The sequence below is a fragment of the Streptomyces sp. NPDC002680 genome (assembly GCF_042889145.1).
GTDB lineage: Bacteria > Actinomycetota > Actinomycetes > Streptomycetales > Streptomycetaceae > Streptomyces > Streptomyces adonidis.
Window position 1 is genome coordinate 602,517 of sequence record NZ_JBIAQP010000002.1, and the last position, 14,166, is coordinate 616,682.

Genomic DNA, 14,166 nt, shown 5'->3' on the forward strand with positions numbered 1-14,166 from the left:
CCGGGGTGATCCAGCAGCTCTTCAGCTCCTCCGTCCAGCACGCCCTCGACCTCGTCGGCATCTTCGTCTTCGCGATCTCGGGCGCCCTGCTCGCCGTGCGCAAGAACTTCGACGTCTTCGGGATCGCCGTACTCGCCGAGGTCACCGCGCTGGGCGGCGGGCTGCTGCGGGATGTCGTCATCGGGGCCGTGCCGCCGGCCGCGTTCACGGATCTCGGGTACTTCCTGACCCCGCTGCTCGCCGCCCTGCTCGTCTTCTTCCTCCACCCGGAGGTGGAACGCATCCAGGTCGGCGTCAACGTGTTCGACGCGGCGGGGCTCGGGCTGTTCTGTGTCACGGGCACGGTGAAGGCGTACGACTACGGCCTGGGCCTCACCGCCTCCGCCGCCCTCGGTCTCGCGACCGCCGTGGGCGGCGGAGTGCTGCGTGACGTCCTCGCCAACGAGGTTCCCTCGCTGCTGCGTTGGGACCGGGACCTGTACGCGGTCCCGGCGATCGTCGGTTCCGCGCTGACCGTGCTGTGCATCCGCTACGACGCGCTCACCTCGCTCACCAGCGGGCTTGCGGTCGTCACGGCTTTCGTACTGCGGCTGCTCGCGATGCGGTTCCACTGGCGAGCGCCGCGCGCGTGGAACCGGCGGTCGACGGCGCGTGAGGACGAGTAGTCCGTCCGGAAGACGTCGAGCCGGTCGTGTTCGACGTACTGCCGGTGGTCTTGTGGCCGCCCGCGTCGAACTGCTGGGTCAGCCAGCGGAACACCGTGGTGATCTGGGGCCGCCACAGCGCCATGTTGTGGCCGCCCGCGCTGCGCGGCAGATAGACGACATCCACCGTCGTCGGTGACTTCGCCACCCGCTGGAGGGCCATGCCGGCCTCGTAGCCGTCGCCGGACTCGCCGGAGACATAGAGCGAGATCGGGGGCGCGACGCGGTCGTGCTTGAGGATCAGATACGGGTTGTTCGCGGCCCGCAGCTGCGGGGTCTGCGCGGCCAGGGACAGGGGCTCGCCGATCGGGTCGTTGTAACCGGACATCGACACCCCGGCCCGGTAGCGGTCGGGGTGCGCGACCGCGAGCTTCGCCGCGCAGTGCGCCCCGGCCGAGTACCCGGCCACCGCCCAGCCGCCCGGTCCGCTTTCGGCGCGGAAGTTGTCCGTGACCATTTTCGGTACGTCGACACTGAGCCAGGTGTCCGCGTTGACCCGGCCCGGGATGTTGGCGCAGCCGGTGTCCGCGTCGGCGATGAGAGTCGTCCGCGGCGAGACGAGGATGAAGGGCGTGACCTGTCCGCTCTTCATCAGCGGCAGCAGTTGCTGCGGCGCGTGCAGGGAGCCGAACCAGGACTTCGCCGAGCCCGGGTAGCCCGGCAGCAGTTCGACGACCGGGAACCTGCGGTGCCGGTAGGCGGCCTCGTGGTACTGCGGGGGCAGCCAGACGTAGACCTCGGCGTCGACGCCCGAGACCTGGCCCTTGAGGTCGGTGACCTGGACGCCGCCGGCCGCGTGCATGCCGGGCCCGTTGGCCTCGCGGAACGTCTGCTTCACCTTCGGCAGCTCGCGCAGCGCGATACCGCCGGTGCCGTCGGCGCCGAGATCGGCGGCTGCCTGGACGTGGTCGCCCGTGCCGAGGAGGTCGCCCCAGTTGTCGTACAGGTTGTTGGAGTTGTTCACCAGCAGGAAGACCAGCGTGACCGCCGTGGCCTGGGCGAACAGCACCATCAGCAGCCGGGCGGTGCCGCGTACCAGCGCGGGCCCGCGCACCCGGGACCAGAGGGCGAGAGGCAGCAGTACGGCGACGGCGGCGAGGGCGATCGTCGTGATGAGGAACGGCGTACCGGTGAGGCTCATGTCTGGGAGGAGGGTGATCGGGCGGGCGGGGTCACGTCCTCGCGCAAACCCTTACCCAAGACATTCCGGACACTTACCAAGCGCAGGCGGTGAGGAGTTCGGCGGCAAAAGCTACCGCTTAGTATTTCTCTGTTGTACCGTTCACGCATGCCAGAAGCAGCTTCCGCCCAGGCCGCGCGGGCCACCATCGGCGACAGCGAGTTCGACCGCGACACCGCTGTCACCCGCCGCGAGACCGGCGTCTACGACATCGACCTCAACGTCGGCTGGACCATCCAGAACGCCCTCAACGGCGGCTATCTGCTGGCCGTGCTGGGCCGCGCCCTCTCGGACGCCCTCCCGCACGCCGACCCCTTCACCATCTCGGCGCACTATCTGACCGCGTCCCGTCCCGGTCCGGCCGTCGTCCGCACGGACGTGGTCCGCACCGGCCGCAGACTGTCGACCGGCCAGGCCTCGCTCCTCCAGTACGACGACGAGGGCCAGGAGGTCGAGCGGATCCGTGTCCTCGCCTCCTACGGCGACCTGGACGCCCTTCCCGACGACGTCCGGACGACCGCCGAGCCGCCCGCGATACCGCCCATGGACCAGTGCTTCGGCCCGCAGGACGCGCCCGACCGGGTCGCCGGCCGCTCCGCCATCGCCGACCGGCTGTTCCTCAAGCTCGACCCGTCCACCCTCGGCTGGGCGGTCGGCGCACCCTCGGGCAAGGGCGAGATGCGGTCCTGGTTCGGCCTCGCCGACGGCCGCGACGCGGACCCGCTCTCGCTGCTCCTCGCCGTCGACGCGCTGCCGCCGACGGCGTTCGAGATCGGCCTCTCCGGCTGGGTCCCGACGGTCGAACTGACCGTGCACGTACGCTGCCGCCCCGCCCCGGGCCCACTGCGGATCGCGATAACGACCCGCAACCTGGCCGGCGGCTTCCTGGAGGAGGACGCGGAGATCTGGGACAGCACGGACCGACTGGTCGCCCAGTCACGACAGTTGGCCAGCGTGCGGCTCGGGTGAGGTGCGTATGGCCCGGGTGAGGTGTTTGGCTCGGGCCAGGTGTACGGCTCGGGTGAGGCGTGCGGGTGGGTGACCGGCGCCTGCTTGTCGGCGCCGGTCGGGCGGCGCGGGCGGGTGGCCCCGGCCCGGTGGTGTCGGCCGGTTGTCGTCTCGGGTCCGCAACCGCGTAGGCCGTGGTGCCGACGACCGTGAGGGTCAGGGCCGTCCAGTGGATGGCTGGCGCCCGCTTGTCGGCGCCGGTTGGGTGGCCCAGTGCTGTGGCCCGGTACCGCCTCGGGCCCGCGACGGCAGTACGCCGCGGTGCTGGCGATCCGTGAGGGCGAGGGCTGTCCAGGGGTGGACCGGCGGCCGCTGTCGGCGCCGGGGCTGTGGCCCGGTTCGGTCAGTGTCTCGGGCCCGTGATCGCGTAGGCCGTGGTGCCGGCGACCGTGAGGGCCACGGCCGTCCAGGTCGCCGTTGCCGTGCCGGAGGGCAGCAGCATCCAGGTCGCCACCCGTATCGGCGTGTTCGTCGGGGGTGGGGCGACGAACGCGAGCGAGAGCCAGGCGAACGGTAGCGTCCAGGCGTACTGGGCGCCCGAGAGCGCCGCGCCCAGGGCTGCCAGGCCCATCAGGCCCGCGGTGTCCCGGACGACGAACGCGGGCGTGGCCGTCTCCCCGCCCATCGCCTGCACGGCCAGCAGCGCCGCTGCGACGACCGCACCGGCGAGCAGTACGTGCGCCGCTCTGCGGGGCACCCAGCGGATCGCGGCCGTCCGGTCCAGGGCGAGGTCCTGGCCGCCGAGCCCGATCGAGGCCGCCATCGCACCCGTGGCCAGGACGAGCACGATCGGCCGGGGATCACCGGACCCCTCGCCCCCGTCCCGGGCGAGCGCCCACACCGCCACCGTGCTGATCAGCACGGCGGTCAGCGACGCGGGCACCTGCCGTGAACGCGCGTACAGCGTCAGCCATCTCACCGGCAGCCGTGCTGTCGTCACCCCTCTCAACGGGACGCACCGCCGGACAGCACCTCGAACGCGTCGGCCTTGCAGGACAGCGCGGCGGCGCGCATCGCGTTGATCCGCGCGAGCTGTTCGGCCCGTGGCATCGCCATGAGCTTCTTCCACACCGGGCGGCTCTCGACGAGCGGGTCGCCCGAGAAGGAGTCGGTGCCGTCGAGCCGCTTGAGGTCCCCGAGGACCCAGCCCGCCGCGACGGTCTGCGCGATGTCGTCTCCCCCTACGCTGCTCCAGCCGACGGGGGAGCACCCCGGCACCATGCCCTTGGCGACCAGGGCCCGGGTCAGCTCCTCGCCCTTCGCGGCGGTGACGAGGTCGTCGTCGAAGTCGAGCAGGACGGTCGTACGGGACCACTTCGGGGTGGAGCCGTGCGGCAGTACGGCCGTGTTCTCCCGTACCGAGACCGGCGCTTCGGCGCCCAGGGCTGTGCGCAGCAGGCGCAGTGCCTCCTTGCCGGGGCCCGCCAGGTCGGCGAGCCGGTCCTGGTGTGCCTTGGTCACGCACACCGGGCCGTCGCACACCGACTCGGCGGCCGCCTTGTCGACTATGTACATCCGGCGCGGGTCGGAGGGCAGGACGAGCAGGGCGATCGCCGCGCTCGCGAGGACGGGCGTCAGGGCGGTCAGCCGGGCGCGCGGGGTGACGGCGACCAGCAGCGCGAAGCCGGTCGCGGCCATGCCGAGCAGCCAGACGGTCTGCCCGAGGTGCACGGAGGCGGAGAGCGTGACGATCACGCTGCGTACCTCCTCCACCTCCGGTGACAGCAGCGAGATCCGGTTCGGCTCCGTGATCGTGAACCCGTCCGCCGTGGGCTTGTCCGTCCGGCCCAGCGACATGTGCATGAGGGCCGTGAACACGAAGGCGGTCATGGCCAGCGCGGGCGGGGTGAGCACGGACGGCACGGCCCGCCCGGCGCCCATGCCGAGCACTGCACCGGCGACGAGGAAGCCTGCCCCGATCAGCGAGATCGGCAGCCAGCCGAGGTGCGTGTACTCGGTGTGCGCGAGCACCTGGACCCCGCCCACGAGGACGAGGAGCGCGAAGGCCGAGGCCAGCGTGAGCGCCGTCGTGCCCGCCAGCAGGGCCGCGCGGTACCGGGCGGGCCGCGGCGTGCTCGTCAGCAGCTCGGACATCTTCGAGCGGTGGTCGCGCAGGCCTTGCAGTGCCCCGAGGCCGACGGCGATCGGCCACAGGTAGAACAGCAGGGAGCGCGTCCACATGGCCAGGGACGTCCACTGGGCCGTCCACGCCGTGGTGCCCCGCCACCACGTGCCGTCCAGCAGATACAGGAACGCCAGCGCGGTCGTCAGGACCACGAGACCGGCCCAGGGGGCGACGGAACGCCTCAACTCGATACGCAGCACACGGGTGTTCACCAAGTGCCCCTTACCTGTTCGGGGTTGAGGAGCAGCGCCGAGTAGCCGCGCTCCAGTGGGCTGTCGCCCGGGTGCTCCGGGCCGCCCATCGAGGCCAGTTCGTCCGGCGGGCCCTGGAAGACCAGCCGGCCCTCGGCGAAGACCACCACGTCGGTGCAGGCGGCGGCGACGTCCTCCACCAGGTGCGTCGAGACGAGCACGCAGGTGTCCGTGCCCAACTCCTGGAGCAGCTCCCGGAATCGCAGCCGCTGCGCCGGGTCCAGACCGACCGTCGGCTCGTCGAGGAGCAGGATCGTCGGGTCGTTGACGATGGCCTGGGCGATACCGACCCGCCGGACCATGCCGCCCGACAGCGCCTTCATCCGCTCGTCGGCACGGTCCGCGAGGCCCACGCGCTCCACGGCACGCTGCACCGCCCCGGGGATCTCCGCCTTCGGCACCTCCTTCAGCCACGCCATGTACTCGACGAACTCGCGCACGGTGAAGCGCTTGTAGTAGCCGAACTCCTGCGGCAGATAGCCGATCCGACGGCGCAGCGCACGGTGTTCACCCATGCCGGCCACACCGCCCACGGACTCGCCGAGCAGCTCCAGGGTGCCCTCGGTGGGGCGCAGCACGGTGGCCAGCGTCCGGATGAGGGTGGTCTTGCCCGCCCCGTTGGGACCGAGCAGACCGTGGACACCGGTGCCCAGCGACAGATCGAGGCCGTCGACGGCCATCCGTTTCCTGCCGACCCTGACCCTCAGCCCGGTCGCCAGAATTTCCCAGGCGTAGGTGGTCGGCGCGATGTCGGCCGCGCTCACGGCGGAGGTCATGGTCGGTCCTGCCTTTCTGATGGTCATCGATGCGCTCCCAGCACGGAGTACGCGCCCCTGCGGGCGATCACGACCCCGATGCCGAGGACGAGGAGCAGCCCCCACACGGGCAGCCCGTCCGCCCGCAGGACGAGGGCCGTACGGCCGGCGGCCAGGGTCGGTGCCACGACCACGGCGGCCCATACGGCGGCCAGCGCGACGGCGGCCCGGGTCACCCCGACGACACCGCCGAGCGCCAGGGTCGTCGCCGTGAACGCCAGACAGGGCAGCAGCCACTGGGCCACCATCACCCCCGTCACCCACCCGCCCACCAGCAGCGCGGGCACGACCACACCGAGCACGGACGCGGTGCGCCGCAGCACCAGTTGGAGCCCGGCCCTGGGCACCGAGGCGGTCAGTTCGTACGCCGGGTCGAGCCCGCGCGACCAGGACGCCGCGACGCCGAGCACGGGCAGAACGGGCGCGAGCAGCAGCACAAGCGAGACGTCACCGGAGCCGGAGCCGGAGCCGGAGCCGGAGCCGGAACCCGAGCCGGAGTCCGCGAGGTCGAGCAGCAGGGCCACCAGCGTCACGGCCACGACCATGGCCAGCCACGGCACCATCGTGGGCGTCATCCACCGCGACAGCCGCCCCGACCAGCGCCGCCCGCGCGGCATCGGGGCGGTGGCCGCCAACTGCGGTTCGAGGCCGGACCACACGCTGCCGACCAGCGCCGCCACTGCGGGCACCCCGGCGCCGACGGCGGCGGAGAGCCGGTCCCGGCACTCCCGGCACATCTCCAAGTGGGCCTCCACGGCCCACACTTCGTCGGCGGCGAGGCCGGTGCCGCCGCGTGCGTACCCCTCGATGATCCGCGCCGACGCGTGTTCCACACTTTCCCCACTCATGCCAGCGCCCTCCGCATCGCGATCCGGGCCCGGCGGGCACGGGTCTTGACCGTGCCCTCGGGCAGCCCGAGCAGGACCGCGGTCTCCCGGACGGACAGCCCGTCGAGCACCATGGCCTGCAGTACCTGTCTCAACTCCGGCGCGAGGCACCGCAGTGCGTCCCCGACATCACCGCCGACGGTCTCGGCGAGCGCCAACTCCTCGGCGGCGGGCGCCACTTCGGGCCCGGAGGCGGCCGGTGGCGGCTCCGCGTGGTGGGCCCTGCGCCGGAACGCGTCGACCAGGCGCCGCGCCGCGATCGTCCACAGCCAGCCGACGGCCGTCCCACCGACCGCGGCCCCCGCGAACGCACCCGCCGCGCGCCACACCGCCAGATACGTCTCCTGCATGACCTCGGCGACGATCTGCTCGTCCGCACACCGCCGACGCAGCCGCACCGCGAGCCACGGCGACGTACGCCGGTACAACTCCTCGAACGCGCCCCGGTCGCCCTTGGCCACCAGCCGCACGAGACGCTCCTCGTCCACCTGATGCAGCGCTGCTGCCCTGACTGATCTCACACCGGCTAGACGCCCGAGCGGGCCCACGGGTTTTCCTCTGGACGTGACCCCCGTCACGCAGGGGGTGGCGCTCTCATGCTTCTGTCACGGCCCTGTACCAGCGGGTAGTTGGCCGTTGAGGAGAAAGGCCAGGTCAGAGCCGTTCTTATAGGGGCGCTTTGCCTGACGCACAGGCAGGGAACAGGGCGGGCCCAAGGAAGCGCTAGGTGCCGTTGATTCGATGCCCGCCTCGAAACTCCCTCATCTTTCCTGGAGTTGTTTCTCATGAAGCGTGTGCGTCTCGTCCCCGCCGTTGCCCTGCTGGCGCTGTCCCCGCTGGTCCTCACCGCCTGCGGTTCGGGTGACTCGTCGACCTCGACCAGCGGCAACTCCGGCACGTCCAGCCAGAGTTGCCAGGCACCCTCGGGCGCCCCGTCCGGCGCCCCATCGGGTGCCCCCAGCGGCGCCCCGACCGACGGCGCGTCAGGAGCCCCATCGGGCGCGCCGACCGGCGCGGCCCCGTCCGGCGCCCCCTCGGGCATGCCGTCGGGCGGCCCCGGCGGTGGCGGTGGCGGCCAGGGCGGCGGCGGTGGCTGCGGCGGCGGCCCGGGCGGCGGTCAGGGTGGCCAGGGCCAGCAGGCCCAGCAGCAGGGCTGACACGCCGTAGGGGATACGGGTACGACATGAGGCGGCGCGCTCGAATCGACGGGCGCGCCGCGTCCTGCTTTTAGGGGCGCGGGGAACTGCGCGACCAGCCCCCACCGGCCCGCAGCCGAAGCACCAAACTCCGCCCCGAACAGTTCACCCCAGCCAGTGCCGACGCCCGATGGCAATCAACCGCATCCGCCGCGTGGCAACCTGGGCCACCTGGTCGCGCTGCGCTGCCGGCGCGTCCAGGGTCTCCAGGAACTGCGACGCCGTCATCAGCATCTGGTCGACGTACAGCCCCGCCAGCATCAGCAGATCCTCCTCCGTCCAGCCCGCCGACTCGGGCTGTTCCGCGAGCGCGTCCCGTACCTCCTCGGCGAACCGGGCCAGCTGGCCGTGGATGGCCTCGCGGACCGGCTGGACCCCGCCGTGCCGCTCGCGCGCGATGAAGCGGACGTGCGCGGGCTGTGCCCGCACATGACCGGCGATCAGGTCGACCGCGCGGACTATGCGGTCCTCGCTGTCGCCCGACCCGGACACCGTCGTGGCGATCATCGGGTGCAGGCTGCCGAGCGCCTCCTCGACGAGGGCGACGCCCAGGTCGGCCGTGGAGCGGAAGTGGCGGTAGAAGGCGGTCGGGGCGACTCCGACGGCACGCGTGACCTCGCGCAGGCCGAGGCTGCTCAGGCTCTGGTCCTCCAACAGGGCGAGCGCCGCGTCCAGGAGCGCCTGCCGGGTCTTCTGCTTCTGGGCCTGTCGGATGCCGAGAGTGTGACTCATGCCATGCAGTTAACAACTGTTCTCTGTAATTGAAAAGCCGGGCGGCGCGCTAGACTCAAGAGTCAGTGAACAAGTGTAACTACAACCGTTCACTGAACTGTAACGAACGAAAGGGATCTCCTCCCATGTTCTTCCTCGTGGCCGTCCTTCTGCTGCTGGGCATGATGCTGGGCACCGTCGCCCACGTCCCGGTCTCGTTCACCGTCCTGGCCGCCGCCGGCATCGCCGTCTGGCTCGGCATCTTCGCGCTCCGTGAGCGCCTCGCCCGTCGGAGCTGATCACCATGCAACTCACCGCGTCGGCCACCGGCCGTACCGAGCGCACCGGCCCCCGCGACGCCGACGGCATGGCCGTCGCGTCCTTCGTCGTCGGACTGCTGGGCCTGCTGGTCCTCAACATCTTCCTGGGCCCCGTGGCCATCGTCCTGGCCGCCGTCGCCCTCTGGCGCGGTACCAAGCGGCGCGGCCGGGCCCTCCTCGGCCTCGGTCTCGGCATCGCCGACCTGGTCGTGCTCGTCACCCTCATGCAGCTCGACCACACCGTCTCGTGGAGCTTCTGACCGGGGTCCACCCGTTTCTCCGTCGGCACGGCGCCGTAGAATCACGACACCATGGCATACCTCGACCACGCCGCGACCACCCCGATGCTTCCGGAGGCGGTCGAGGCAATGACCGCGACGCTCGGCGTCACCGGTAACGCCTCCGCTCTCCACGCGGCCGGCCGCAGAGCGAGGCGTACGGTCGAGGAGGCCCGCGAGACGCTCGCCGAGTCGCTCGGCGCCCGGCCCAGCGAGGTCGTGTTCACCTCCGGCGGCACCGAGGCCGACAACCTCGCCGTCAAGGGCCTGTACTGGGCCCGCCGCGACGCCGACCCGGCCCGTACGCGCGTCCTCGCCAGCCCCGTCGAGCACCACGCCGTCCTCGACGCCGTGCACTGGCTCGGCGAGCACGAGGGCGCCGACGTCGAGTACCTCCCCGTCGACGCGTACGGCCGCGTCCACCCCGACGCCCTGCGCGAGGCCGTCGCCCGCAACCCCGACGACGTCGCCCTGGCCACCGTGATGTGGGCCAACAACGAGATCGGCACGATCATGCCGGTCCGTGAACTCGCCGACGTGGCAGCCGAGTTCGGCGTCCCCCTGCACGCCGACGCCGTGCAGGCCTTCGGCCAGGTGCCTCTCTCCTTCGCCGACTCCGGGCTCGCCGCGATGACCGTCTCGGGCCACAAGGTCGGCGGCCCGTACGGCATCGGCGCGCTGCTGCTCGGCCGTGAGTACAGCCCCGTACCCGTGCTGCACGGCGGTGGTCAGGAGCGGCACGTACGCTCCGGGACCCTCGATGTGCCCGCTGTCGCCTCCTTCGCGGTGGCCGGGCGGATCGCCGCCGAGCAGCAGGAGTGGTTCGCGCACGAGATCGGGGCGCTGCGGGACTCGCTGGTCGCGGAGGTGCGGCGGGTGGTGCCGGACGCGATTCTGGGCGGCGATCCGGCGGACCGGCTGCCCGCCAACGCGCACTTCACGTTTCCCGGCTGTGAGGGTGACTCGTTGTTGCTGCTGCTGGACGCGCAGGGGATCGAGTGCTCCACCGGCTCCGCCTGTACGGCAGGGGTGGCGCAGCCCAGCCATGTCCTGCTGGCCACGGGTACGGATCCCGACCTGGCTCGGGGGACGCTTCGGTTCTCCTTCGGCCATACCTCCACGCAGGCGGACGTGGAGGCGGTGGCGAAGGTGATTGGGCCTGCGGTGGAGCGGGCCCGGGCTGCCGGTTTGAGCTGAGCGCTCCGCTGGGCAGGCGGTTCCTTTGTCCGCGGGCCGGTGGGGGCTTGTCGCGCAGTTCCCCGCGCCCCTTTGGGGCGCGGCTCAGCTCAGGTTCGGTATCGGGTTCACCAGGGCCGCGCCAGGCGCCAGTTGGCTTGCCGCTGCTTCGCTGCTGCCCGGCCAGATTGCCGGGCAGTGGGTGTTCGGTGCCGGGGGTGTCAGGGTCGTCAGGTAGGTGTCGGTTGCCTCGCGCATGCATGGGCTGCGCCAGTACGTGATGTGGCCGACACCGTCGTACGTCAGGAGCCTTGCCTCGCGGCCCATCTGGCGGGCCGCGTTCGCCGCCCAGGCGTGCGGGGTGGCCACGTCGTAGCGGCTGTTGGTCAGCAGGATCGGTGGGGTGCCGTTCACCCGGAGCGGGTGCTGCGGGTTGGCCACCCGGTCCGTCCAGTTCTGGCAGCTCGTCATGTAGGACCAGCCGAGCGACGCCACCCGGGTGAGGGGCGCGATCCGGGCCAGCTCCGCCTTGTACCGGGCCGTCGTCTCGTACGAGGGAACGTCCAGGTCGAAGTCCTGGCACAGGACCGGGTCGTAGGTGAACGCCACCGGGGTGCCGGCCGCCGCCGTGACCGTCTCCGTGTCTGCGGTCGCCGTTGCCGGGGCCTCGGCCACCACGGTCATCTTCGAGAGGATGAAGGCGAACGTGGCCCAGTCGTCCGGGTCGTACATGTAGCTGTAGGCGGAGCTCAGGAGTGTCGAGGCGGGGAAGGGCCGGTTCGAGAGGGTGTAGATCAGGCGGCCCTCCTCGGCCGCCGCGTAGTACGCCGCGAAGAGGGCGCGCACGTCCTGGCCGTACAGATCGCAACTCGGCGTGCGCTCGCACCAGTCGGCGAACTCGCCGAACGAGGCCTCCAGGGTCTCCGTACGGGTCTTGAGGATGCCCCACGCGCCCAGGCTGTGGTCCATGTTCGAGTCCAGCACCATCGCGCGGACCCGGTGCGGGAACAGTTCGGCGTACTGCTGGCCGATCAGCGTGCCGTACGAGCCGCCCCAGTAGCTGATCCGCCGCTCGCCGAGAGCCGCGCGGATCGCGTCCATGTCCCGGGCGACGCTCTGGGTGTCCATGTGGTCGGCGAGCGGTCCCGACACCTCGCGGCAGTTGTCGGCGAGGGCGCGGTTGGCCTCGCGGAGGGTCTGGAACGAGGCCTCGTCCGTCGGGCTCAGCGCGGCCCGCCGGGCGTCCACCCTCTCCTTGTCGCAGCGCATCAACGCGCTGGCGCCGATACCGCGCGGGTCGAAGCCCACGAAGTCGAAACGGGCGGCCAGTTCGGGGGAGAAGGAGAACGGCGCGCTCAGGCCGAGGTTCACCCCGGACTGGCCGGGGCCGCCCGGGTTGAGCAGCAGCGGGCCGAGCCGCCGGTCGGGGTCGGTGGCCCGGTGCCGGACGAGGGCCAGGTCGACGGTCGTGCCGTCCGGGTGCTGCCAGTTCACCGGGACCGCGAGGGTCCCGCACTCGAACTCGCCCTCGCCGTACGGGGATTCGCAGGATTGCCAGGCTATGGAGCCTGCCGGAGAGGCAGGGACGGCCGCGGTGGCCGTGCCGGTCAGTAACTGGCCGAGGAGCGCGGAGGCCGCCACGGCGACGGCCGCGAGCCTGCGTCTGGATGTGTATGTGGGGGCTGACATGGATCACAGCATGACCTCAACTGCCCCACAGCCCAAGGAAACTGACGGATCGTCAGGAAGTTCGTCACCGGACTCGATCGAGTGTCGACACTCGGACTGATTCCTAGGGATCTCGTTCGATATCTGCGCTAACTGTCGACAGTGTGGTGCTTGTTGGTCTACCTTCCGCAGCAGGCTGCCGCCGGCACTTCCACTGCCGGCGGCAACCGTCCCAGGGGAGGCGGGAAGGTGCTAGCTGTCCATCACCATGAGGGCCGCCATCATGCCCTCGTCCTCGTGCTGAAGGAGGTGACAGTGGAGCATGTACATGTAGGTGTCGTCGGTGAAGTCCGTGAACTTCATCGCGATCTTGATGGAGCCACCGCCGACCACCTCGTAGGTGTCGAACCAGCCGAGGTCGACGCCGGTGGGTTCCTCGCCGTTGATCTCGATCAGCTGGAACGGCACGTCGTGCAGATGGAACGAGTGTTCCAGCTGGGTGGAGTTGGTGATCGTCCAGATCTCCTCGGCGTCGAGCGTGGTCATGATCGTGGCCATCGAGTCCATGGTGGTGCCCGCGGAGCCGTTGATGGTCATCAGCTGGCCGCTCTGCCCGAGGGTGATCGTGCGGGCGGCGAAGTCGGTCGTGTCGTACCGGGTGATCGTGTTGAGGGTGGTCGGCAGGTCGTCCGGGGTGTCGGAGGCGTCCGGCGTGACGGTCAGGAAGTCGTACGTGCCGCTGCCGCCCCGGATCCAGCCGGTGGTGACCACCGTCTGGAGCGTGACCGCCGCTTCGAGGTCGAGGACGAACTCGGCGCGGGCGCCCGCCACCAGCCGGATCGAGGCCACCTCGGTGGCCTCGGTGAGATAGCCCTGGTCGGTGGCGACCTGGGTCAGGGTGCCGCCGTCGCCGCGCTGGATGGTCAGGATGTCGGAGGGGGAGGCGTTCAGGACGCGGAAGCGGGTGCGCTTCTTGGTGGCGGTGAAGCCGAGGGTCGTCGCGTCCACGTTGGTGCCGTTGCACAGCAGCGGGTAGCTGTTGCCGGAGGTGAGGTAGCCGGTGATGTTGTATTTGATGTCACCGCTGGTGTCGACCGCCAGGCACTGCAGGATGAGCGGGATGTCGTCGACGCCGTACTCGCTCGGCAGCGCGGCCGAGGCGTCCGAGCTGTCCTCGACGATGATCATCCCGGCCAGGCCGTGGACGACCTGCTCGGCCGTGGTGCCCAGGGCGTGCGGGTGGTACCAGAGGGTCTTGGCCTCGTCCTTGATCTCGAAGGTCGGCGACCAGGTCTCGCCGTCGGCGAAGGCGTTCTGCGGGCCGCCGTCCATCTTGGGCGGGATGTGGGCACCGTGGAAGTGGACGCTGGTGTCGTCGCCCAGGTTGTTGGTGATGTTCAGCAGGACCGTGCTGCCGTTGGTCCACTTCATGGTCGGGCCGAGGAGCGACCCGTTGTAGCCGGCCGTCGTACTCGTGACGCCGCTGAGCACCTCGGCCGTGCCGGTCTGTGCGGTCAGGGTGAACGTCGTGGTGCCGTCGGCGGTGGTGCCCTCCAGCAGGTCCGGGATGTTCAGGGTGGTGTCGGCCGCGGAGGCCTTGAAGGTGTTGCCGTCGGTCAGCAGGGCGAAGGTTCCCGTCGCCGCGCCGACGGCCGCGAACCCGACCCCGGCCATGCCGCCGAGGAACTTCCGCCTGTGCAGGCCCTTGCGGTGTCGTTCGCCCTTGTCGCCGACCCGGTCGCGCTTCGCGTGGGCACCCTTGCGCTGCTGTTCCGTCGAGTCGACGGGCTCGTTTGTGTGGCTCATGGCAGCGGAGCCTTGGCCTAAGGACTGTGTAAAGACTGAGG

General features: G+C 71.1%; 15 protein-coding genes. 6 read left to right on the forward strand and 9 right to left on the reverse strand.

Annotated elements, in window-relative coordinates; genetic code table 11:
* Nucleotides 1–5 precede the first annotated feature (5 nt).
* On the forward strand, nt 6–665 hold the full coding sequence (locus tag ACFYXF_RS09230; protein ID WP_389348921.1) for a trimeric intracellular cation channel family protein: 660 nt from the start codon (nt 6–8) through the stop codon (nt 663–665).
* On the opposite strand, the gene ACFYXF_RS09235 is transcribed toward ACFYXF_RS09230, so the two are convergent.
* On the reverse strand, nt 571–1,845 hold the full coding sequence (locus ACFYXF_RS09235) for an alpha/beta hydrolase (protein ID WP_389348922.1): 1,275 nt from the start codon (nt 1,843–1,845) through the stop codon (nt 571–573). The genes ACFYXF_RS09230 and ACFYXF_RS09235 overlap by 95 nt on opposite strands.
* A gap of 147 nt (nt 1,846–1,992) precedes the next feature.
* On the opposite strand from ACFYXF_RS09235, the gene ACFYXF_RS09240 reads away from it, so the two are divergent.
* Nucleotides 1,993–2,853 (forward strand): thioesterase family protein, encoded by an 861-nt coding sequence (locus ACFYXF_RS09240; protein ID WP_389348923.1) that lies wholly within the window; start codon nt 1,993–1,995, stop codon nt 2,851–2,853.
* A gap of 382 nt (nt 2,854–3,235) precedes the next feature.
* On the opposite strand, the gene ACFYXF_RS09245 is transcribed toward ACFYXF_RS09240, so the two are convergent.
* The 5 genes from ACFYXF_RS09245 to ACFYXF_RS09265 are packed head-to-tail and all read right to left on the reverse strand — an operon-like array spanning nt 3,236 to nt 7,431.
* On the reverse strand, nt 3,236–3,811 hold the full coding sequence (locus ACFYXF_RS09245) for a hypothetical protein (RefSeq protein WP_389349020.1): 576 nt from the start codon (nt 3,809–3,811) through the stop codon (nt 3,236–3,238).
* A 26-nt stretch (nt 3,812–3,837) separates the two neighbouring features.
* Nucleotides 3,838–5,229: a hypothetical protein gene (locus tag ACFYXF_RS09250; RefSeq protein WP_389348924.1), complete on the reverse strand. Its 1,392-nt coding sequence runs from the start codon at nt 5,227–5,229 to the stop codon at nt 3,838–3,840.
* Nucleotides 5,226–6,044 carry an ABC transporter ATP-binding protein gene (locus ACFYXF_RS09255; RefSeq protein ID WP_389349021.1) on the reverse strand — a complete coding sequence of 273 codons (819 nt, stop codon included), beginning with the start codon at nt 6,042–6,044 and terminating at the stop codon, nt 5,226–5,228. Before ACFYXF_RS09255 ends, ACFYXF_RS09250 begins: the two co-directional genes overlap by 4 nt.
* A 23-nt stretch (nt 6,045–6,067) precedes the next feature.
* A complete protein-coding gene (locus ACFYXF_RS09260) occupies nt 6,068–6,931 on the reverse strand; it encodes a zf-HC2 domain-containing protein (RefSeq protein ID WP_389348925.1) in 864 nt (287 codons plus the stop codon).
* Complete coding sequence (locus tag ACFYXF_RS09265; protein ID WP_389349022.1) at nt 6,928–7,431, reverse strand: RNA polymerase sigma factor; 504 nt, start codon at nt 7,429–7,431, stop codon at nt 6,928–6,930. Before ACFYXF_RS09265 ends, ACFYXF_RS09260 begins: the two co-directional genes overlap by 4 nt.
* A gap of 324 nt (nt 7,432–7,755) precedes the next feature.
* Here ACFYXF_RS09265 and ACFYXF_RS09270 point away from each other — a divergent pair, with 324 nt between their 5' ends.
* Nucleotides 7,756–8,127, forward strand: coding sequence for a hypothetical protein (locus ACFYXF_RS09270; RefSeq protein ID WP_389348926.1), 372 nt, complete (start codon nt 7,756–7,758; stop codon nt 8,125–8,127).
* A 144-nt stretch (nt 8,128–8,271) separates the two neighbouring features.
* Here ACFYXF_RS09270 and ACFYXF_RS09275 read toward each other — a convergent pair whose 3' ends face one another.
* Nucleotides 8,272–8,898: a TetR family transcriptional regulator gene (locus tag ACFYXF_RS09275; protein ID WP_389348927.1), complete on the reverse strand. Its 627-nt coding sequence runs from the start codon at nt 8,896–8,898 to the stop codon at nt 8,272–8,274.
* A 125-nt stretch (nt 8,899–9,023) separates the two neighbouring features.
* Here ACFYXF_RS09275 and ACFYXF_RS09280 point away from each other — a divergent pair, with 125 nt between their 5' ends.
* The 3 genes from ACFYXF_RS09280 to ACFYXF_RS09290 are packed head-to-tail and all read left to right on the forward strand — an operon-like array spanning nt 9,024 to nt 10,672.
* On the forward strand, nt 9,024–9,176 hold the full coding sequence (locus ACFYXF_RS09280; RefSeq protein WP_369032394.1) for a hypothetical protein: 153 nt from the start codon (nt 9,024–9,026) through the stop codon (nt 9,174–9,176).
* Between the two features lie 5 nt (nt 9,177–9,181).
* Nucleotides 9,182–9,457, forward strand: a complete 276-nt coding sequence (locus ACFYXF_RS09285) for a DUF4190 domain-containing protein (protein WP_389348928.1) — start codon at nt 9,182–9,184, stop codon at nt 9,455–9,457.
* Between the two features lie 51 nt (nt 9,458–9,508).
* Nucleotides 9,509–10,672 carry a cysteine desulfurase family protein gene (locus tag ACFYXF_RS09290; RefSeq protein ID WP_389348929.1) on the forward strand — a complete coding sequence of 388 codons (1,164 nt, stop codon included), beginning with the start codon at nt 9,509–9,511 and terminating at the stop codon, nt 10,670–10,672.
* Nucleotides 10,673–10,756: 84 nt separating this feature from the next.
* Here ACFYXF_RS09290 and ACFYXF_RS09295 read toward each other — a convergent pair whose 3' ends face one another.
* Nucleotides 10,757–12,340: an alpha/beta hydrolase gene (locus ACFYXF_RS09295; RefSeq protein ID WP_389348930.1), complete on the reverse strand. Its 1,584-nt coding sequence runs from the start codon at nt 12,338–12,340 to the stop codon at nt 10,757–10,759.
* 231 nt (nt 12,341–12,571) lie between these two features.
* Entirely contained in the window at nt 12,572–14,125 is a 1,554-nt protein-coding gene (locus tag ACFYXF_RS09300; RefSeq protein WP_389348931.1) for a multicopper oxidase family protein, read from the reverse strand.
* Between the last annotated feature and the right edge of the window lie 41 nt (nt 14,126–14,166).